General features: G+C 39.8%; 13 protein-coding genes and 7 pseudogenes. 15 read left to right on the forward strand and 5 right to left on the reverse strand.

Annotated features, from left to right (window positions below):
* Positions 1-566 precede the first annotated feature (566 nt).
* On the reverse strand, positions 567-1175 hold the full coding sequence (locus J2S10_RS24190; protein ID WP_307413231.1) for a hypothetical protein: 609 nt from the start codon (positions 1173-1175) through the stop codon (positions 567-569).
* Between the two features lie 437 nt (positions 1176-1612).
* Here J2S10_RS24190 and J2S10_RS24195 point away from each other — a divergent pair.
* From J2S10_RS24195 to J2S10_RS24210, 4 genes and pseudogenes are all read left to right on the forward strand, one after another.
* Positions 1613-1934 (forward strand): annotated as a pseudogene (locus J2S10_RS24195) (group-specific protein).
* 270 nt (positions 1935-2204) lie between these two features.
* Entirely contained in the window at positions 2205-2741 is a 537-nt protein-coding gene (locus J2S10_RS24200) for a DUF2062 domain-containing protein (RefSeq protein WP_370876279.1), read from the forward strand.
* A 161-nt stretch (positions 2742-2902) separates the two neighbouring features.
* Positions 2903-3145 carry a hypothetical protein gene (locus J2S10_RS24205; protein WP_307413233.1) on the forward strand — a complete coding sequence of 81 codons (243 nt, stop codon included), beginning with the start codon at positions 2903-2905 and terminating at the stop codon, positions 3143-3145.
* 87 nt (positions 3146-3232) lie between these two features.
* Positions 3233-4921, forward strand: coding sequence for a DUF6044 family protein (locus J2S10_RS24210; protein ID WP_307413235.1), 1689 nt, complete (start codon positions 3233-3235; stop codon positions 4919-4921).
* A 307-nt stretch (positions 4922-5228) separates the two neighbouring features.
* Here the strand turns inward: J2S10_RS24210 and J2S10_RS27545 are convergent.
* Positions 5229-5335, reverse strand: a pseudogene (locus J2S10_RS27545) (inorganic phosphate transporter); the annotation flags it as partial.
* 345 nt (positions 5336-5680) lie between these two features.
* Positions 5681-5980, reverse strand: coding sequence for a hypothetical protein (locus tag J2S10_RS24215; RefSeq protein WP_307413238.1), 300 nt, complete (start codon positions 5978-5980; stop codon positions 5681-5683).
* 280 nt (positions 5981-6260) lie between these two features.
* Here J2S10_RS24215 and J2S10_RS24220 point away from each other — a divergent pair, with 280 nt between their 5' ends.
* From J2S10_RS24220 to J2S10_RS24245, 6 genes and pseudogenes are all read left to right on the forward strand, one after another.
* Positions 6261-6803, forward strand: coding sequence for an MgtC/SapB family protein (locus J2S10_RS24220; RefSeq protein ID WP_307413241.1), 543 nt, complete (start codon positions 6261-6263; stop codon positions 6801-6803).
* Positions 6804-7254: 451 nt separating this feature from the next.
* Positions 7255-8388 (forward strand): alanine dehydrogenase, encoded by a 1134-nt coding sequence (gene ald, locus J2S10_RS24225; protein WP_307413243.1) that lies wholly within the window; start codon positions 7255-7257, stop codon positions 8386-8388.
* Between the two features lie 73 nt (positions 8389-8461).
* Positions 8462-8794: pseudogene (locus tag J2S10_RS24230) on the forward strand (alanine racemase); the annotation flags it as partial.
* An 18-nt stretch (positions 8795-8812) separates the two neighbouring features.
* Positions 8813-9084 (forward strand): annotated as a pseudogene (locus J2S10_RS24235) (DDE-type integrase/transposase/recombinase); the annotation flags it as partial.
* 79 nt (positions 9085-9163) lie between these two features.
* Positions 9164-12607, forward strand: a complete 3444-nt coding sequence (pyc, locus tag J2S10_RS24240) for a pyruvate carboxylase (protein ID WP_307413245.1) — start codon at positions 9164-9166, stop codon at positions 12605-12607.
* Between the two features lie 140 nt (positions 12608-12747).
* Positions 12748-12884 (forward strand): annotated as a pseudogene (locus J2S10_RS24245) (recombinase family protein); the annotation flags it as partial.
* Here the strand turns inward: J2S10_RS24245 and J2S10_RS24250 are convergent.
* Both J2S10_RS24250 and J2S10_RS24255 read right to left on the reverse strand, forming a co-directional pair.
* Positions 12878-13009 (reverse strand): annotated as a pseudogene (locus tag J2S10_RS24250) (recombinase family protein); the annotation flags it as partial. The pseudogenes J2S10_RS24245 and J2S10_RS24250 overlap by 7 nt on opposite strands.
* 323 nt (positions 13010-13332) lie before the next feature.
* Positions 13333-13873: pseudogene (locus J2S10_RS24255) on the reverse strand (transposase); the annotation flags it as partial.
* 376 nt (positions 13874-14249) lie between these two features.
* Between J2S10_RS24255 and J2S10_RS24260 the strand changes: the two are divergent.
* The 5 genes from J2S10_RS24260 (at position 14250) to sdaAA (ending at position 22170) form a co-directional block, all read left to right on the forward strand.
* On the forward strand, positions 14250-16577 hold the full coding sequence (locus tag J2S10_RS24260; RefSeq protein ID WP_307413247.1) for a helix-turn-helix domain-containing protein: 2328 nt from the start codon (positions 14250-14252) through the stop codon (positions 16575-16577).
* A 204-nt stretch (positions 16578-16781) separates the two neighbouring features.
* The gene (locus J2S10_RS24265; RefSeq protein WP_307413249.1) at positions 16782-17978 is read left to right on the forward strand and encodes a glycine C-acetyltransferase; all 1197 of its coding nucleotides are present in this window, start codon (positions 16782-16784) and stop codon (positions 17976-17978) included.
* A 102-nt stretch (positions 17979-18080) separates the two neighbouring features.
* Positions 18081-19058: an L-threonine 3-dehydrogenase gene (locus tag J2S10_RS24270; protein ID WP_307413251.1), complete on the forward strand. Its 978-nt coding sequence runs from the start codon at positions 18081-18083 to the stop codon at positions 19056-19058.
* Positions 19059-19122: 64 nt separating this feature from the next.
* Positions 19123-20526 carry an amino acid permease gene (locus J2S10_RS24275; protein WP_307413253.1) on the forward strand — a complete coding sequence of 468 codons (1404 nt, stop codon included), beginning with the start codon at positions 19123-19125 and terminating at the stop codon, positions 20524-20526.
* Between the two features lie 81 nt (positions 20527-20607).
* Positions 20608-22170, forward strand: a complete 1563-nt coding sequence (gene sdaAA, locus J2S10_RS24280; protein WP_307413256.1) for an L-serine ammonia-lyase, iron-sulfur-dependent, subunit alpha — start codon at positions 20608-20610, stop codon at positions 22168-22170.
* Positions 22171-22471 lie beyond the last annotated feature (301 nt).

A 22471-nucleotide genomic window follows, 5' to 3' on the forward strand; every position in this document is an offset into this window, starting at 1 on the left:
TTTTTACGTTCGTAAAATTTAAAATTAGTTTATGAACGTTCTCTCTTTTTAACACACTTTTACGAACCTATTATAGTAAAATAAGAGAAAGAGAATTAAAAATGAGGAGAACTCGTTTTTTAAAGACAAGTGAAGAAAATTTGGCTACACTCAAACAATGGAACAAAACAAGGCGGTAGAGGTGGAAGACGAGGATAAATTGTTGCGTTTTTTAATACTTCATCATATAGATAAAGGCAAGCCTGTAATTGGCTTGCCTTCTTTAAGTGCGCCCGGCACGGTTGCAGTCTACAGGATGAAAGTCGCGACCCACAAATGCGGTAGTAGTCTGAAGTTCCCTGTGTAATTAATTTAAAGAGCGGTAATATTTCTACAGCATAGAAACAAGGATCCATGCTTTTTATATAAAAAAATAAGCCCTCATCATAACTGCCTTGGGAGGTGTTAAGCGAGGACTTCCACGATATATAAAATTTAGGGGTAAATTATATGAAAAAGAGCTTTAATAAGCTTATCTTAACTTGTGAAACTTAACTATTTATTAACTTTTTGTTTCTAAACAAATATTATTTATTAGCATTGATTTGCTGTTGTAATTGCTGAATGGAGCTTTGTAATTCTTGATCAATTTTTTGTAGACCAGTATTAATAGCAGCTTGGTCTTTCTTTTGAACGGCTGCTTTTAATTCTTGACGTGATGCTTTCTCTTGTGCTTTATCATTCTCTTGATTACGTTCTTTTTTTTCGAATAGTGCTTCTAATTGCTTATGTGCTTGTTGTTTTGTTAATTTTCCATCTTTAACTTTTTGTTTTATAGCATCAATTTCTTGCTTGTGAGCTTGATAATTAGCTTGTCGTTGCGTTTTTTCTTGGGCCTCTTTCTTTTGGAAAACTGGTGTTTGTCTTAATTGCTTCATTAAGTTTTCACAAGCTGCAAGATCTTTTGTTAATTGATCCTTAAGTTGAGGTGTGGCGTATTGATTGATAATGTTTGTGAGTTCTTTCTGCTTTTCGCCTTTTTCTGATTCATGATGCCCTTCTTTTTGTTCCACTTGTTTTGCAGATACGGGCGTTTTTGTAGAATCGGTTGTATGATTGGCAACGGCAGTTCCAACAGCTGGTGCTAATAAAGTTACGGCGACTATGGGTGCGATTAAACTAGATTTAACTTTCAAATTAAATCCTCCTTAATTAAATCAATGTGGTTTTACAGTTATCAATTTAGCCATGAATTTTGAACAAACTATGGACAAGATATGAACATTTAATCAATTTTTTATTATAAAAAAAGGTGGATAGAAAACTGGGAGAATGGACGTAGTATTATTTAACTAGTGAAGGTAGTGCTGGAGCGGCGGGCGATTTTTCACTTTAGCTTTTATATAGCTTTATAGTATCTATTCCCAGCATGGCTTTCTATTTCCGTGCTTTTTTCATATCTACATAAAAAATGCCCTCTAACATCTAGAGGGTGACAATTAATATATAGAGATAGGGGTTGCTAATGAAAAAAAGATTGTCCTTATCATATCTTGTTAATTTTAATTAAATATTAAATTGTTTGGGGGGGTTATTACTTTTTCCTTTTTTATTTATTAATGGAGGTGTTTTTGTGCTACGTATTCAGATCGATGAACAAGAAGTGAAAATTCAGCTCTGGAAAAATTGAAGAAATTCTGAAAGACGTAAATAAGGAACTCGTATTTTGGGATAGTAAGGAGCTCATGAGAAGGACTTGCATGAGTATGAATACTATTAAGGAGTATTTCTTCTAGGATCCACGGTTTCCTAAATATAAGGTAAACAAAAAATGGATTTTTCCAGCAGAAGAAACAAAAGTATTTTTACTTACGTGGTTAAGCGAACAAAATAGGAATAAATATTTTAAAAAAGTGATTATGTTTTTGATAATGTGCATTTTCAATATGGGGTAGCGTCAGGAAAATGCGGATTTACAACGTTAAGATTTTAGTAAGTGGGGTCCTGCCGACAAAACAAATTGGATGACCCATACACTTCCAAAAGATACGTGCATTACGTAATAATCGCTTAGCAGCCATTTGCCGAGCGATTATTTTTTTATTAAAAGTTTTCTCGGGAACATCTTTTAATTTAATATAGAGTTTATTTTTTATTAATAAAGATGTGTTAATATTTTATCTATATAAAGAATATGGAAACGATTTTACCGGGGGGGATTAAAGTTGAATAAGACTTTGAAGAAAAATAATGTTTTTCAAAAAATCGGGAGAATGCTCAAATTGAATTTCGTTAAACTCCTTCGTTCGTCAGAAGGAGCTAATAAAGTAGCTTTAGGATTTGCTATTGGGTTCGGGTTAGAAATGTTGGTCATTTCAACTGCTGGCCTTATTTATGTTTTACTTATCCCTCTTGTTCGACTATCAAAAGCTTCCCTTCCTGTTGCCATTATCGGAAATTTAATCGGAAAAGTCTCGCTTCTTCCTGTTATACTATTACCTTTAGCATTAAAAATTGGAAAATTGATCTATCCAGGGAGAGTAAGAATAGTGAATCATCTAAGACACTTTTCTTTTACCGACTTATTACATGGTGATTTTCAAGGGTTAATTAATCTCCTTTATGGAGGCCTTCATGTGTTAATTGGTATGGTGATTTTAGGAAGTTTGCTTGGATTCATATCTTACTTTGTCGTTAACTTCCTCTATGAAAAAGAAAAAAACAGACGTTTAAAGAAAAGACAGGCAAAATTTGTTTGGTAATTAAAAATACAATCCCATTATCAGGAATATGTAGAATAACGAAAAGGAGCCCACTCTAATGAGTAGGCTTTTTTGTTTTAATACAACTATTTTTTTCGTTTGGTCTAGACACCAAAGAAGGGAATTTTATCGCCATTAAATACAGCTTTAATATCACCATAATGGGGTACGGAAACGATTCCGAATTTCAGGGGCCACTATGGCAAACAAAACTAGACGTTTCAAAAGAAAAAATTGCGGTTGCCATTGCAGATGAAGGTCGAGATGAGCCAAGGTATTACAGAATGATTCCTAACTCGGTGGAATCAGTTAGAAAGTTAGGAAAAAAGCTTGGAGAAAAAGATAATCCTCGAGTGTGTTATGAAGCAGGACCAACTGGCTACGGTTTATATCGACAACCTTAAGTTTCTCTTAAGTTTTAAATAGTAACATATATAAGATTATGAAACTTTATAAGTTATAACTGAAATCTATAAAAGAAGGAAAAAGTTATGGTCATTATTAACATTTTAAAAAAAGAAAAGACTTACACAGTTTTAGCACTGATTATCATTGCTGTATGGGTCGCTCCATATTTTATCCTTGGAGAACAAACGCATATGCGGATTTTGGATAATTTGGATTCGAATGTTGCATGGTATAAGATGTTGATGGACAGCGGGCAGCTATATGGTTCCATACATGCCAATATTCCTCAAATCATTAATGGACAATTATCGCGGAATGCCATTTACTCTGAGTATTACGGAATTGTACAGATTTTCCGTTTTTTCCCGGGGGAAATTGCTTATGGACTAAACCAAACGATTTCCCGTTTTGCTGCATTTTTGGGCATGTATTTATTATTAAAAAAATATGTAGTAAAAGAAGAGAATCTGGGGATTATCCGTGTAGGTGCAGCGTTAACCTTCGCATTAACTCCTTTTTGGGCAAATGGAATGTTAAGCACCTTAGGAATGCCTCTGGCTTTATGGGCCTTTTTAAATATTCGAAAAAGGGAGCAAATGAAGGTTAGTATTTTAACGTTAACCCTTTTGCCTTTTTATTCGACATTTATGTTAGGCTTTTTCTTTTTCCTGAGTGCAATGGGCATTTTTTGGCTGGTAGATGTGATTAGAACAAAAAAAACGCAGTGGAGGCTTTTTTGTTCGATTGCCTACATGACCGTTATTTATATGTTTGTTGAGTACCGGGATTTTGCATCGCTCATTTTTTTAAAGGAAAAAACGAATCGGTCGGAGTTTTTTGAATCAACGAATAGTTTGCTTGCTACAATTCGGTTAATATTTAAAAACTATGTTGTTGGGCATTATCAGGACCCGACTCTTTATCAATACGTTATTCTGCCAATCTCTTTATTTGCACTGGTTGTTATTATCCTAAATAAAAGTTGGAACCAAGAAAAACTGTTCATCGGTTTGCATCTGGTGAATTTTTTGCTTTCTGTTTGGTATGCTTTCTGGTGGTATACAGGATGGATCCCGTTAAAACAAAAGGTCAGTATTTTAACTACCTTTAATTTTTCCCGGTACCATTATTTAAAACCAATGATTATTTATATTTTATTTGCCGTTTCATTGCAAATTTTATGGAGGTTTAAACATAAATTAATCTGGCGCCCATTAGTAGTGCTATTAGTCATTATACAGATTGCTGTTTTAATCCCGTCAAATGAACAAATTGCTTTCGGCGATTCGCCGTCATATGGGCAATTTTATGCAGTGAAAGAATTTAATGCTATCAAAAAATTTATTGGCAAACCTGTCCAGGGCTACCGGGTTGTCAGTATCGGTATATTCCCGGCGGTTGCTCAATATAACGGGATGTACACGCTGGATACTTATAACAACTTTTATCCTTTGTCATATAAGCATCAATTTCGAAAAATCATTGCTCCTGAGCTTGCAAAAAGCAAAACACTAAAAGACTATTTTGATTTATGGGGTGGCCGGTGCTATATCTTTTCCAGCGAATTAGGCCAGTATTACATGTATTCAAAAGATTCAAAAAAGGTAATTCATCATTTAGACTTAAATATACAGGCATTAAAACAAATGGGTGACAATTATGTGCTGTCTGCTGTTCCAATTGAAAATGCAAAGGAAGAAAGCCTTGATTTACAAAAAGTCTTTGATTCAAAGGATGCCTATTGGCGAATCTATTTATATAAAGTCAAATAAAAGGATAGAAAAATTTGATTCTAAAACATTGTGTACTTGATAAACTGAAAGGGGTTGATTCAAAAAGACTATCGACAAATCCGAATTTTTTTGGATTTGCCGATAGTCTGAGGCTTTTCTTTATGGATAGACTTTTTCATTTTCGAAAGAACACTTGAACCTGTAGCTTATTAAGAATAAATCACTGCTGCATCAAAGCCTTATTTAACTCTTACCCTGGTTAGTTTAATATCATTTTGATCTCTCGTATGTAATCTAACCAAAGCAAATAGAAAAGAGTACATGGAATACTGAGTTTTCAACCTTATTAAAAGAGTTTCATGATAGATATTACGATACCGGCGATACAAGCAGAAATTGGTAAAGTGATGACCCAAGTATAACCATTCTTCCGGCTACTCCCCAGTTGACGCCCCAGAAAACGCTCATATATTATACATAGTGGTCATAATTGATTTGGCCAATTTATTCTGTAAAAGATGTTGAATTTTCACCAGAAAAGCGTATATATTGAACATAATGTAATTGAAAAGTTTCGTTTTTCAACAAACGGGCGCAATAATCCCACCCTAATCTAACCTAGCAGGGTGGGTCCTTTTAGACTAATACAAATTCTTCTTATAAATGGCACGTTTAACACAAAATAAAGAGTGTCAATTTTGAATAAGGAAAGAGTGACCAAAAATGGTCACTCTTTTTTAGCATATAGCTATCCAGGTATGTTAAAGCTATTTTCCTTTAACTAGATTTCACAGGTTTTTATTTTTGAGAATTATCGTGTTTAACAACGATATTTTCACTTTTAACTGTAGTGTTACCAGCATTGTCTGTTGCTTTATAAGTCACCGTGTAAATACGATCTCCAGATCCACTTCGTTCAGCTCGAACAGAAAAATTAGTATCTGGGGTACCATAAGCAGCATCTTGTATATCATTAGATGTATTCCCACTTCCTACCGCGTTATCTGGTTGGTTACTTGTGATTGAAACGAGTTCCATATGAATACGCATTAAAGGCGAAAAACTATTTATTGAAACTGTTAGATTCAGAAAGTGCAAATATATCATCACCTATTTAATACTCTGTAATAGCGATAACCTCGTTTTAGCATGGTTAAAGTAATCAAAATCAGAATTCTGAAACTCCTGGGATAGCTAATGTTAAAAGGGTATGAATTTTGTAAATCCTTTTTATTGTTAGCTTTCTTTATTTCTAATTAAATCCAAATTGCATGTGATCAACTTGTTTAGCTAAAACTCGAGCGGATCACATCTTACTTGTAGGTAAAATGAATCTCTACTATAGTTCTTATCTCACATACACTAGGGTGGAAATGATATGATTGATTTTTGGAGACACTATTTCTTCTCAAATGGAATTTTTAATTTCGAAATCTTCTGCAGGTTGTTTATAAGCGCCATTTTAGGTTTTGTTATTGGATTTGATCGTTTAGCCAAGCGAAAACCAGCGGATATTAAAACATATACTTATGTCTCGATATCTAGTTGTTTAATTACGGTTATTTCAATCTATAGTTTTCAGATGTATGGTCATATTGGTGTAAAAGTAAATATGGATCCAATGCGGTTAGCAGCACAAATTGTCAGTGGTTTAGGCTTTTTAGGGGCAGGACTTATTATAAAGGATGGTATGAGAATTAAAGGCTTAACCTCTGCAGCTATGGATTTTTTCACAGGTTCCGTTGGTATAGGAATTGGGGCAGGTTTCTATGGAATTGTCATCTCTGCTGTAGGAATTACACGCATTATATCTTTTGTAGGGAACAAGTTGGAAAGAAGAGTGGCTGATACATCTGAAAAGAAAACTTCAGTTAAAAAAGCCCGAAGAAATTATGACAAGAATGTTGAAGTGAGTAAGTAAGATTGTATGTTACTACTATTAATAAATAAGGAAAAATTACCATTTTTTAATTTATTACAATTGAGGAAAGCACCCTTGGGAAGGAACCCTACCATAAATAGAGGCGTTTTTTTACAGTTGTAAAACCATTGCAAATACAAGAGGGCACCTACGTAAATAAACGATGACCGAAAATAAGCAAGCTGGCAGGGATTCAAAACCAATCGTTTGAATCCCTTTTTAAATTCTATTAATCTATTTTTGTTTATACGCCTCTTCACGCCAGCGTCTGCTTCATACCAGGTCCTAGACCAATGAGATATAGGTTCTATGCTATCGCATCATCCTTTTGTGGCATTTCACAAAAGGATGATGCGTTTTTCTCCTTTCTCAACGATGAAAAAACATTTTGAACACTCTATACTCGGATTACAACAAGAGAAATCAAAGTTATTAAGGGGGAGAAAATCTAATGATTATCGGAATACCGAAGGAAATAAAAAACAATGAAAATCGTGTCGCTCTTACGCCTTCAGGAGTTATCTCATTCGTGAAGTCTGGTCATAAAGTATTGGTTGAAGCAAACGCTGGTATTGGAAGCGGATTCAGAAATGAAGATTACGCAAACGCTGGTGCCGAAATTATTGAAAGCGCCGCTAACGTATGGGCGCAATCGGAAATGATCATGAAGGTAAAAGAACCTCTCTCCAGCGAATACACATACTTTCGTCCAGGCTTAATTCTATTCACATACTTGCATTTGGCTGCAGAGCCTGCTTTAGCTCAAGCTCTTAAAGATAATGACGTTACTGCAATCGCATACGAAACAGTAGAAGTGAACCGTACGCTTCCTCTTCTTACACCGATGAGTGAAGTGGCTGGAAGAATGTCTGTTCAAATCGGTGCACAGTTCTTACAAAAAACAAACGGCGGACAAGGAATTCTACTTGCAGGCGTTCCTGGTGTAAGCCGTGGACAAGTAACCATTATCGGCGGCGGTATAGTAGGAACAAATGCTGCAAAAATGGCAGTTGGTTTAGGTGCGGATGTAACCATTCTTGATTTAAGCGCAGATCGTTTACGTCAATTAGATGATATTTTCGGTTATCAAATCACAACATTAATGTCCAATCCAATGAACATCGCTGAAGCAGTAGCAAAAGCGGATCTTCTCATTGGTGCAGTCTTAATTCCTGGTGCAAAGGCTCCTAAGCTTGTAACGGAAGAAATGGTCAAATCAATGAAACCTGGCTCCGTAATCGTGGATGTTGCCATCGACCAAGGCGGCATTGTTGAAACTTGCGATCATGTAACAACTCACGATGATCCTACATTCGAAAAGCACGGCGTTCTTCACTACTCTGTTGCGAACATGCCGGGCGCAGTTCCAAGAACATCTACTATTGCTTTGACGAACGTAACAGTTCCATATGCAATGCAAATCGCCAACAAGGGCGTGCAAAAAGCAATCTCTGAAAACGGCGCATTGAAACTTGGCGTAAACACGGCGAACGGCGAAATCACATACGAAGTAGTCGCAAAAGACCTCGGCTACACTTACGTATCCGTAGAAGACGCTCTCGCCAAAGAAGTTGTCTCTATCTAATAAGAATTCACTTCTATAGATCTCCCCTTAAGAGCAGCTCTTGAGGGGTTTTTCATACAAAGGGAATGGGCACATGAAACTGAACAGTTATTGTGACACATGGGTAGAAATTTTATTGGAAAACATCCATCATAATTTTTTGCAATTCAGGGGATATGTAAAGGAACAAACAAAAATTATGGCTGTTGTTAAAGCGGACGGCTACGGGCATGGCGCAGTTGAAATTGCGAAGACACTCATGCAAGCAGAGGCAGATTATTTGGCTGTCGCTCTTTTAGATGAGGCTATGCAGCTGCGGAATGCAGGTACCTCTCATCCGATTCTTGTTTTAGGGTATTCGCCAGTGCGCTCGGTGCAAAAAGCCGTTTCGGAAGACATTACACTGACCGTATTCTCTCTCGAAGTATTGGATGAAATCATCCTGGCTTATCCAGTGGCGATTCAAGAATTAAAAGAAGAGAAATATATGCCTGAAGGCATGCAGATAAGGCAAAGTAAATATCTCAACAATATCGTGGAACAGGATCACCGTTTTATAAAGAAGAGAGTTGGTTCCATGTTAGGGTTACAATCTTTTCGTCCAGCTACCTTGATTTAGCTATGCATATTATGAAAAAAGGGCAACTTCATCGAAGGGTGAACTCTGCCAAAAATGAGGTTGAACTTATTCATAAAATGTTTGGATTAGCTACCTAATCCTTAAAGTTAACAGGAAATCGCTGTTCTATATTCTTATTAAACTATTTTTACACCAGAACCGTAGAGGGGGAGAATTATGAAAAACCAAAAACAAATCCAAAAGGTGTTAGTAGCAAACCGCGGTGAAATTGCGATCCGTGTCTTTCGTGCTTGTACAGAGCTTGGTCTTCGCACAGTAGCCATTTACTCGAAAGAGGATACAGGATCTTATCATCGCTACAAAGCGGATGAAGCATATCTTATCGGAGAAGGCAAAAAGCCGATTGATGCGTATCTCGATATTGAAGGGATTATCGAAATTGCAAAAAGCAACAACGTAGATGCTATTCACCCAGGGTATGGTTTCTTATCAGAAAATATTTATTTAGCAAAGCGCTGTGAAGAAGAAGGTATTTTTTTTATCGGTCCGAAAAGCGAACATTTAGACATGTTTGGAGATAAGGTAAAGGCAAGAACGCAGGCACAGCAGGCGGATATTCCGGTAATTCCGGGAAGTGATGGCCCTGCCAGCCTTGCAGAAGTTGAAGCATTTGGTGAACAATACGGCTATCCCATTATCATTAAGGCAGCTCTTGGCGGCGGCGGTCGCGGCATGCGTATTGTTCGCAGCGAAACAGGAGTAAAAGAAGCGTACGACCGGGCAAAGTCAGAAGCAAAGGCTGCGTTCGGAAGCGATGAAGTGTACGTAGAAAAGTTTATAGAAAAACCAAAGCATATTGAAGTGCAAATTCTAGCAGACCAACATAGAAACGTTGTGCATTTATACGAGCGTGATTGCTCCGTGCAGCGCCGTCATCAGAAGGTAGTTGAAGTGGCACCAAGCCTATCGCTGACTGAAGATTTACGAAACCGTATTTGTGAAGCTGCGGTGCAGTTGGCGAAGAATGTAAACTATGTGAACGCAGGTACAGTGGAATTTCTCGTAAAAGACAATGAGTTTTATTTTATAGAAGTGAACCCGCGCATTCAAGTGGAACATACGATTACAGAAATGATTACAGGAATTGATATTGTACAGTCCCAAATTTTGATTGCTGCTGGATATAATTTACATAGCGGTAAAGTGGGAATTCCGTATCAGGAGGAAATTGCAACACATGGCTTTGCTATCCAATCTCGCGTTACAACGGAAGATCCGCTCAATAACTTTATGCCGGATACAGGAAAAATTATGGCATACCGCTCCGGGGGCGGCTTTGGGGTACGTCTAGATGCAGGAAACAGTTTCCAAGGTGCTGTCATTACACCGTACTATGATTCCTTGCTTGTGAAGGTTACAACATGGGCGCTAACATTTGAACAAGCGGCAGCGAAAATGGAACGTAATTTAAAAGAGTTCCGGATTCGCGGTATTAAAACAAATATTCCATTCTTAGAGAACGTTGTAAAGCACGCAAATTTCTTATCAGGCGAATATGATACATCGTTTATTGATTCTTCGCCAGAGCTTTTTGTATTTCCGAAACGACACGACCGCGGAACAAAGATGTTAACGTATATTGGCTCCATTACAGTAAACGGGTTTCCTGGTGTGGGAAAGAAAGAAAAGCCGATCTTTCCAGAGCCACGCATGCCGAAGCTAAAGTATTCTGAGCCAATGGCACCAGGTACGAAGCAAATTTTAGAGGAGCGCGGTGCAGATGGTCTTGTGAAATGGGTGCAAGAGCAAAAGAGCGTCTTACTGACGGATACAACCTTCCGCGATGCACATCAGTCATTACTGGCAACACGTATCCGCACACAGGATTTGAAACAAATTGCTGAGCCGACCGCGCGCATGTTGCCAAACTTATTCTCCATGGAAATGTGGGGCGGTGCAACGTTCGATGTAACATACCGATTCTTAAAAGAAGATCCATGGGAAAGACTGTTACAGCTTCGCGATCGCATGCCGAACGTATTGTTCCAAATGCTACTTCGCGCTTCTAACGCAGTGGGCTACAAAAATTATCCGGATAATGTGATTAAAAAGTTTGTAGAAAGCTCTGCACAAGCCGGAGTTGATGTATTCCGCATTTTTGACAGCCTAAACTGGGTAGAAGGTATGCGAGTGGCAATTGATGCGGTTCGTCAAAGCCACAAGTTGGCAGAAGCAACGATTTGCTATACGGGTGATATTCACGATTCGAGCCGCAGCAAATACGACTTAGCATACTATAAGAGTTTGGCGAAGGAGTTAGAGTCGTCAGGAGCTCATATTTTAGGCATTAAGGATATGGCAGGCCTATTAAAGCCAATGGCGGCTTATGACTTAGTATCAGCACTAAAAGAGACCGTTTCTATTCCAATCCATTTGCATACTCATGATACAAGCGGAAATGGTATTTTAACATATACAAAAGCAATTGAAGCGGGCGTGGATATTGTCGATGTAACTGTAAGCTCCATGGCGGGCTTAACATCCCAGCCGAGTGCGAATACACTTTACTATGCATTAGAAGGAAGCGAGCGTTGCCCTGATGTGGATATTCGTGCACTAGAGCAGCTATCCCATTATTGGGAGGATGTTCGTAAATATTATTCCAACTTTGAAAGCGGGATGAACGCTCCGCACACGGAAGTATACATGCATGAAATGCCGGGCGGACAATATAGTAACCTGCAACAGCAGGCAAAAGCAGTCGGACTTGGCGACCGCTTTGACGAAGTAAAGGTCATGTACCGCCGTGTAAATGATATGTTCGGAGATATCGTGAAAGTAACGCCTTCTTCTAAAGTAGTAGGAGATATGGCGTTGTTCATGGTACAAAACAATCTCACAGAGGACGATGTTTATGAGCGCGGTGAAACGCTTGACTTCCCAGATTCTGTTGTTGAATTGTTCGAAGGCTACCTGGGACAACCTCACGGCGGCTTCCCGAAAGAATTACAACGCATTATTTTAAAAGGAAAAGAGCCGATTAAAGTGCGGCCGGGAGAGCTGTTAGAGCCAGTTGATTTCAATGACATGCAGGAAACATTGTTCCATAAATTAAAGCGTCAAGTCACAATGTTTGATATACTGTCTTATGCGCTTTATCCGAAAGTATATATGGACTATCAAAAGGTATATGATGAGTACGGCAACGTATCTGTGCTTGATACAGCTACCTTCTTCTACGGAATGCGTCTAGGGGAAGAAACTGAGATGGAAATTGAACGGGGCAAAACGTTAAACGTGAAGCTCGTTTCTGTCAGTGAACCGCAGCCAGACGGTACACGCGTGGTATACTTTGAATTGAATGGGCAGCCGCGTGAAGTCATCATTAAAGATGAAAGTATTAAATCGACGGTGGCGCAGCGTGTGAAAGGCGACCGTAATAATCCGAGCCATATTAACGCTACGATGCCGGGAACGGTTATTAAACTGCTTGTGAAGCCTGGCGATCAAGTGAAAAAAGGAGAGTCCATCGCTATTACAGAAGCGATGAAGATGGAAACAACGGTTCAAGCTCCATTTACAGGCACAGTGAAAGAAGTGTTTGTAAAAGACGGCGATGCCATTCAAACAGGCGATTTTCTCATTGAACTTAATAAGTAATTAAAAGAGGCTGACTCAAAAGGTCGTTGAATGACGACTCTTTTGAGTCAGCTTTTTATTATTGCCTCTATTTTGGGTCTTGAATTGAAATTTAAGCTACATATGAAGGAGAAATCCCCTCTAACCGGAATTAACCGTATGAATTTCTTCGAACGGAAGATACAGTTGTTGTAACGATTTAACTCGTTTATCTCGTTCCTCGAAAGATCTGATTGAGATTACAGAGCTAATTTCACAAAAAGGAGCGCATTTAAAAAGTTTAAAGGAGTCTTGGCTGCGATCCCATTTGGTACCAGTCATTTTTTCAAAAAAGATACGTTCGCATCCGAAATCTTCAAGCTGTTTCTTTTGGCGATCTAAATTTTGTTAAATTGTGGAAACGCGCATGTAACCCAATGTCATTTCATCCTCACCTTCCTACATTATTGACCAAAAATATCAAATAATTAATATTGTCACAAAATATTTTGTTACATATTTTTGTTACGTAATTTATGAGAGATTGGTAGACAGAATATTTGTTTTTACACCGCCTAACAGAAACGAACGTTTTTGTTACGGTAATTGCATAGAAAAGGCTACTTTATAAAAAGTAGCGATTAATTTTTGATATTAACTGTTTTATGATAATAAAGTTAAAAACTCCAGTCATCGTATTCAACAATCGGGCCATATTGTTGAAAATCAACAGGAACCTATAGGAAGTGTAGTTATTATATGCCAGAGGCCAGAAGGCTTAAGATCATTTTAACCTCGTTCACGTGGAAAGTATGGCTTTTCATCTGATCAAACTTGAAACCATTTTTGGCCTCTTTGATGACGAAATCTCTGGAAGAAAAGGCAACTTATAAATTGGTCACAAAAAATGAATGGATAAAGAACAGTTCGCCCGAGGAGCGTACCGATTATATAATCACTTTTCTTGGCTTAGACCATGGTTTTGCCTGATAAATAGTTTCTTCAAAATAGCATTCGGTCTTTGTAACATCTTTAGGCATTGAGAAGGGATGATATTCTTCTACAATTTGTTGTAACTAGGCATTAGACTTTAGTCGAATCACGTAATAGACCGTTTCTTTTACACACAAATTATATAAATCTGGGTCAGAAAAACCACTGTCTCCGCGAAAAAATTATGAAGTTTCCGGGAATTTCTCGTTGTAATGTTCAATAATTGGTTGTATTAATTCTATAACACCCTATGAAGTTTACACGTTTCCAGGATGTAGCTTTGCCTTCAAAAAAGTCGCCTGTTACACCATCAAAATAGCTGGGCCCATTAGTTTAATTACATGATATTTCTCAAAATATCTTCGCACTATGAAAGATATTCAAATGAAACTTTGTTATTATGAAGAGTAACTAATATAATGAACATTGAGATTTCATTGTGAGAAAATATTCGTGGGGATCGTGATTATGACTATGCCCCTGTCCCTGTCCTATTTTGCTAGACTTCCTGGCTTTATACGGCTGCTATTGAGCAGCGGATTATTAGTGGGGGCATATTTTTGACTCTTGTTTTGGAAAATCTGTTTCATTGGGATAAGCTTCAAAACAAGTAAAAAGACTAGAGTTAAAGGCTCTAGTCTATTCTTTATGTGCATTGCACATTTTTAATCTAGTCCTGAGGAGAATGTTCATGAATCGGCTGATAAAAGAAGATTCTTATCAAATAAGTTTACAAAACATTGAATATTATTCACAGCATATCCATTTAGGGATTGAGATTCTTCTTGTTATAAGTGGGGAAATTGAGGTTACGGTCAATCAACAATCTTGCCATTTAGCTGAAAATGATCTTCTGCTTATTAACGCCAATGATATACGCTCTATTGAGGGTAATAAGGAGAATGTGGTCTTATCGTTACAAATTCCCATGGATCTAATCGAGCCTTATTATCCGAATATTCATGAGTGTCATTTTAACTGCAATTCATCCAAAGAGAATAATGGGCTGTATCTGCTCTTTGATCAAATTCGCCAACTAATGGCAAAAATTTTGATTTCATTTTACCAAAAGCAGGATGGCAGTGAAATTGAGATCAACGGACTGATTTATCAGTTAGTTACACTGTTGATTCGAAATTTTAAAGCAACACATCTCGTGAGTAATCAATTCACGGAAATGAAGGATGAAAGAATTAGAGAGATTCTAGCTTTTATCGAAAAAAATTATCGCAAACCGATATCATTGGAGGAAATCGCCAAACGGCAGTATTTGTCTCTTTACTATTTGTCGCGTTATTTCAAGCAGGAAGTTGGTGTTAGTTTCTCCCAATATGTCAAAAATGTCCGATTGAAATCAGCGGTTCATGACCTGCTGTATACCGGCCATAATATTACCCAGATTTCGCTGAATAATGGTTTTCCCAATGTGAAGGCATTTAATAAGGCTTTTAAAGAAATGTACCAGCAAACGCCTGCTGAATATCGCAGCCTTCATAAAATGGAACCGATGGATGTCGAGGAAGTGAAACATGAAACGGAACAATATACATTACTGCAATCGTCCAACTTTTTAATGGAAATCAGCAAATATATTTCAGGAAATGAGAAGAGCACCACGCTGATGGAACCGGCTGCTTCAGTGGTATATCTGGACCTGCCGCAGGAGCCCATTTTTATCAGGGAAAAAGCCATAAAGTTACTGGTGATTGGGCAGCTGGAATATGCTTTGCATGAAGAAGTGCAGGCAGACTTAAAGTTGATCCAAGAGGAACTTGGATTTGAATATATCTATTTTACGAACCTTTTTTCGGGCAGCTTTGCAATGACAACGCCGCTCTATCAAATAGGAGGGCAATTTTATCAAATGGATGCCTTATTCAGCCGCTTTCAACAATTAGGGTTGGTTCCTTTCATTCGCGTGGAAGTAGAAAAGGAAGTGGCAAGCAGCTCTGAATATCTTAAGAAGCTGGATGAATTTTTACAGCACAGTCTTAGTTATTTTGGCAGCGGTTTTGTTGGCAAATGGCGGTTTGAATTGGTTTTCCCGGAATGGGGTGAAACAGCTATGAGCTTTTATCAAGATTTTTATCAAACCGTGAAAAAGTGGGCTTATGCCGCAAAAGTGGGACTTCATGTGCCGTTTTCTTTAGGAAAGGCTATACCCGTTCCTGCTGCTGACTTTTTAAACCAAATTTCCGACCGTTGCGAGCTGGTCTGCTTCACCTGCAATCCGAATGAAGAAGTGGATTTTACCGATATGAATAATCGTACTTTTGAAGGAGTAAAAAATTATGTAAAGAAAGCATGCAGCAGATTAAAGGTAAGTTTATCGTCTGCGGGTTTGGAGGAGGTTCCGATTTTTCTTACGGATTGGAATACACTTTATGGAAATACGATGGATTTGAGCGGCACTTTTTTCCGTTCGGCCCTTATTTTTAAAGAAATGCTGGATGCGATGAAAGAAATTTCCGGTTTGGGGTTCTGGATTGATACCCACTCACTGGAAAAAAATAATCTGGATCAAGACCATATTGCCATGAATGGAATTGCCCTCCTGTATTATTATCAAATTAAACGCCCTGCTTATTTTAATCTTCAACTGATGGCAAAAATGACCTTGCGGATTTTAGCTGAAGGCGAGGATTTTGTCATGGCAATGGGGGAAAATGGCTACCAATTGGCCATTTATAACCCCTCCTATATCAATCCTTCTTATTCGGTCGAAAGTTTCTTTTTGCATTCCATTACAAAGGAAAAGAAAGTGGTGATTTCAGGGCTGCCGCCTGGCCGTTACCAAATCCGCAAGCACATCCTTGATCAAAATAACGGCGAATTTTATATTAACTGGATAAATTTACAGCATCAGGATATTTACGATCCGGAGATCATTACCTTTATCAAGCAGGGAACCCACCCTGATTTGCAAATTTATGAGGAAAAAGTGGCAGCGGAGCTTTATTTGCAATCCACCCTGACCTTAAACGCTTTTCATCTCTTTGAAATAAAGCCATTAAGTTAAAACTTAATGGTCCTTTTTTGCGGTTAAATGTGACGAAAATGTGAAGGAGGGCAAATATGGGAGGTACATACAACAAAAATGGGAATGCAAATCAACAAAGTTCGATTTAAACTAAAGATATGGAAACGTTTTCATAGCAGATTTTCTTAATGGGAAACGGATAAGAAATTTTTACTGAAAAGTTTATTGATGGAGGTTTGTACGATGTCAAGAAAAGTTTTAGAAGATATATTAACTCCCCAGCTGCAAGAGCTGCGTGAGAAAGGGCTATATAACGTCATTGATACAGTAGAAGGCCCCAATGGCCCAATCGTGACAATCAATGGCAAAGATGTCATCAATATGTCATCCAACAATTACCTTGGGTTAGCAAACAATGAAAAATTAATCCAAAAGGCGAACGAAGCGACGAAACAGTACGGTGTGGGTGCCGGTGCCGTTCGGACAATTAACGGAACTATGACCATCCATAATGAATTGGAAAAAAGGATTGCCGAATTCAAGCATACGGAAGCGGCAATTGCTTTCCAATCAGGATTTAATTGCAATATGGGCGCAATCTCGGCGGTCATGACGAAGAAGGATGCGATTATTTCCGACGAATTGAACCATGCATCGATTATTGATGGCTGCCGTTTGTCCGGAGCAAAAATCATCCGGGTCAAACACCAGGACATGGATGACCTAAGGAGGGCTGCAAAAGAAGCGGTCGAAAGCGGTGCCTATGAAAAAATTATGTATATCACCGATGGCGTTTTTTCAATGGATGGGGATGTGGCGAAGCTTCCTGAAATCGTGGAAATTGCCGAGGAATATGGCTTGCTTACATATGTTGATGACGCACATGGTTCAGGCGTCATGGGCAATGGCGCCGGCACGGTTAAACATTTTGGCCTTTCCGATCAAATTGATTTTCAAATCGGAACGCTTTCCAAGGCCATTGGTGTCGTGGGCGGCTATGTGGCCGGTACCCAGCAATTGATTGATTGGTTAAAAGTGCGTGCCCGTCCATTCCTATTTTCAACATCGCTGACGCCAGGAGCTGCCGCTGCCTGCATTGAAGCCATCAACATCATGACGGAATCAACGGAGAGAGTCGATCAGTTATGGGAAAATGGCCGCTATTTAAAAGAAGGCTTGATAAACTTAGGGTTTGATATTGGCCACTCGGAAACACCGATTACACCATGTATCATCGGCGAAGAAACATTAACGCAGCAATTATCCCGCCGCCTAATGGAAGAGGGGGTTTACGCCAAAGCCATCACCTACCCAACGGTGCCAAAGGGAACAGGCAGAGTGCGCAATATGCCGACAGCGGCCCATACAAAAGAAATGCTAGACCAAGTGCTTGCTGTATATGAAAAGGTTGGAAAAGAACTGGGTGTCATCCAAGTTTAAAAGATAGACAGGGGAGGGCCCCGTTTTCAGAATGGGTCCTTCCCTGTTACAACTTGATACCATGTTCATTTTTTGAGGAAAATACTCAGGAGGTTGTTTACGATGAAAAAAATTCTTGTGACCGGAAGCTTAGGCCAAATCGGTTCAGAGTTAACGATGAGACTGCGGGAACTTTACGGAGAGGAAAATGTCCTTGCCACTGATATCCGCCATGTTGACGGCAACCCAGTCGTGGAAAATGGTTTATTTGATACATTGGATGTGCTGGATGGGGATAGAATGCAGAAACTGGTCAATGACCATCACATTGATACGATTATCCATTTGGCAGCGCTGCTATCGGCAACAGCCGAGAAAAAACCGCTGCTAGCCTGGAATTTAAATATGGGCGGATTGGTGAATGCGCTCGAGGTGGCGCGAAATTCCGATTGCCAGTTCTTTACACCAAGCTCGATTGGCGCCTTTGGTCCGTCCACGCCAAAAGACAATACCCCCCAGGATACAATCCAACGGCCGAACACGATGTACGGTGTCACCAAAGTAAGCGCCGAATTGCTATGTGACTATTATTTTGCAAAATTTGGCGTCGATACCCGCGGCGTCCGCTTCCCCGGATTGATTTCCTACAAAACACTTCCGGGTGGAGGAACGACAGACTATGCGGTTGATATCTACTATGAAGCGTTAAAGAACAAAAAATACACGTCCTATATTGCGAAAGGCACTTACATGGATATGATGTATATGCCGGATGCGATTGATTCGATTATTAAATTAATGGAAGCGGATTCACCAAGATTAAAACATCGAAATGCCTTTAATATTACAGCCATGAGTTTTGAACCTGAAGAAATTGCCGCTTCCATCAGAAAATTTATACCGGAGTTTACGATGAATTATCAGGTAGATCCAGTCCGGCAGCAGATTGCCGACTCTTGGCCAAACAGCATTGATGCGGCCGCTGCCAAAGAGGAATGGGATTTTAACCCGCGGTACGATTTAGACCGTATGACAAAATCCATGCTCGAAAACTTAGCGAAAAAATTGGGCATTCCATTTGGGGAACCTGTATTGGTTTAAAAGAAAGAATAACATCAAGAAGAAAGAGTTTAAAAAAATCCAATTAGGGAAAGTAGGGCAGTTTATGTCAAAAAACCAGGAATTAAAGCGGGGGCTTAAATCGCGTCATATCCAAATGATTGCTTTGGGTGGGACCATCGGGGTTGGGTTATTTATGGGATCGGCCAGTACGATTAAATGGACGGGCCCATCGGTTATGATTGCCTATGCAGTTGCAGGTCTCTTCTTATTTTTCATTATGCGCTCGATGGGGGAAATGCTTTATTTGGAACCAACCACCGGTTCATTTGCTGACCTCGGCAATAAATATATCCATCCTTTGGCCGGTTATTTGACAGCTTGGAGCTATTGGTTCCAATGGATCATTGTCGGCATGTCGGAAATCATCGCGGTTGGTTCGTATATGAATTATTGGTTCCCACATCTGCCAACATGGGTCCCTGGGGTGGTCGCGATGGTGATCCTTGGCGTTGCCAACATGATTTCGGTTAAAAACTTTGGTGAATTTGAATTCTGGTTTTCATTAATTAAAGTTTTAACGATTGTCGTCTTAATTATTGCTGGTATTGGCATTATTCTCTTTGGCTTCGGGAATGGCGGCCATGCAATTGGATTTTCGAACATTTGGAAAAATGGCGGCTTTTTCACCGGTGGCTTTAAAGGATTCTTCTTTGCCCTTTCCATCGTAATCGGCGCTTATCAAGGAGTGGAACTGATTGGGATTACGGCCGGTGAGGCAGAAAATCCACAAAAAACGATCACACATGCTGTGAAAACAACCGTTTGGCGTATTTTAATTTTCTATATAGGTGCGATCTTTGTCATTGTAACCGTTTACCCTTGGAACCAGCTCAATCAAATTGGCAGCCCATTCGTTTCGGTTTTTGCCAAAATTGGAATTACGGCTGCAGCCGGCATTATCAACTTTGTCGTTATCACGGCAGCAATGAGCGGCTGTAACAGCGGCATCTTTAGCGCCACACGGATGCTTTACACATTGGCGAAAAATGGACAGGCACCAAAGATTTTTGCCAAATTATCGGAAAATAAAGTTCCTGTCTATTCAACCTTAACGGTTTTAGTCGGCTTGGTCATTGGGGTTGTGTTGAGCTATGTTGCACCGCCATCCATCTTCGTGTATGTTTACAGTGCGAGTATACTTCCAGGAATGATTCCATGGTTTGTATTGCTCATCAGTGAAATCAGATTTAGAAAAGTAAATGCTGGTGCAATGGAAAAACATCCATTTAAAATGCCTTTTGCACCGTACAGCAACTATGCTACCATTGTATTTTTACTGGTCGTCCTTGTCGGTATGTTTATCAATCCAAGCACGCGCATCCCGTTAATCGTGGGAATTGCATTCCTTGCCATCATGACAGCCATTTTCTATCTGTTAAAAATGGAAAAACGCGTACCGTTAGACGAGGCCGAAAACGAAAAAGGCACAAAACCACAAGCAGTATAATATAAAGAAAACAAAGGATGAAAGGGGGGACGGTTCTAATGCTTCATGCATGGGGACCGTCTTCTTTGAGGGAGTGATATTATGTCTTTCACGAGTTTAAGAGAAGTAATTGAACTGGCCGAGCAGCAAAACATAACGATTGCGGAATTAATGATCCAAACTGAAATACAGCAAAAGAGCATTCCACGGGAAGCGATTATCGAAAAAATGGCCGAGCAATTTACGGTAATGGAAGATGCTGTCCTCAGAGGGACGACAAGTGCTGTCATGTCCCGTACCGGCTTGACCGGCGGCGATGGGTACCGCCTTCACCAATATGCCGAAAATGGAAAATCCTTTATCAATCCCGTGACATTAAATGCCGCAGCCAATGCGCTGGCCGTATCAGAGGTCAATGCGGCAATGGGGCGGATTGTGGCGACACCGACTGCAGGCTCAGCGGGAATCTTGCCGGCAGTACTCGTTCACGCTCTGGACAGCGGAAAATTCCCACGGGAGCGGATCGTACTGTCGATGTTCACTGCCTCTGCCCTTGGCTTGGTGATTGCCAATAAAGCTTCCATATCAGGGGCTGCCGGCGGATGCCAGGCGGAAATCGGCTCAGCAACCGCGATGGCAGCCGGCACTTTAGTTGAGCTTGCCGGCGGAACGCCAAAGCAGGTTGGAAATGCCGTCGGAATTGCGTTAAAAAACTCACTGGGCCTGGTTTGTGATCCGGTTGCCGGACTGGTGGAAATTCCGTGCATCCTGCGGAACGGATTGCACGCGATTACCGCCCAGGCTGCGGCAGATATGGCGTTAGCGGGGGTAGTCAGCATCATCCCACCGGATGAAGTGATCCATGTGATGCATGAAGTCGGGCAGCAAATGCCGGAGTCGTTGCGGGAAACAGGGATTGGCGGACTTGCCGGGACCCCGACAGGAAAAAAATTAAAAGAGCAGGTTTTCGGGGAAAAAAGCAGTGGATGTGGACCGGCCAAATACCAAAGCGCCTATGAGATTATCGGGCCTGTCATGGTTGGGCCATCCAGCTCTCATACCGCCGGGGCTGTCCGCATCGGCAATATTGCACGCCAGTTGTTAAACGAACAACCATTATATGTGAGGTTTTCGTTAATGGGCTCCTTCGCCGAAACCTATCAAGGCCATGGGACAGACCTGGCACTAATAGCCGGTGTGATGGGGCTGTCAACCATGGATGGAGGCATTCCAAAGGCAAAATCCATTGCTGAGGAAAATGGCTTACAATACGTGTTCACGAAACGGGTGCTTGGAAGCTATCATCCGAATACGGTGCTTGTAGAATTATCTGGGGCAACGCGGACTGTAAAGGTACTGGCCAGTTCCTTAGGCGGCGGCAAAGTAGAGGTTCAGGAATTGGATGATTATCCGTTAAAGTTTTCCGGTGAACGGCCGACACTTGTAATTCACCATACCGACCGAAAAGGGGTCATTTCCGAGCTATCAGACATTCTTTATCAAAAAGGGCTTAATATTGCCCGTATGGCGAATGAACGTTCAAAAATCAATGGTCCAGCGATTACAATTTGCGAAATCGACAATCAGAATGGGGAAGATCTTTTAACCATATTAAAAAACGAAATTCCAATCATTGATGAAATTTTAATAATCCAAACTAAATAATGATTTCGTGTATGGCGGTTCTGACTCTCGGCGCGATAAAGCATGATACCGCTGGGGGTCAGACTCCAATTTTTATATGGTTATTAACTGAAATAAAAATGGTATATGGGGAAAAGCAAATGTCATTTTCGTTTTTCTAATTTGCAATCGTATTTATGAAAAACTTTCTAAAATTGGTGGATTCTTATTTGATTTATTGCCGATTCCGGCGCCCAGATCTTTACGGAGGTTTTGGTTTGTAACGAAAAAATGCTTAGTGGTTTAAAGGTCAATGAAACGTATATCAAAGTAAAAGGTCAGT

The sequence above is a fragment of the Neobacillus ginsengisoli genome (assembly GCF_030813055.1).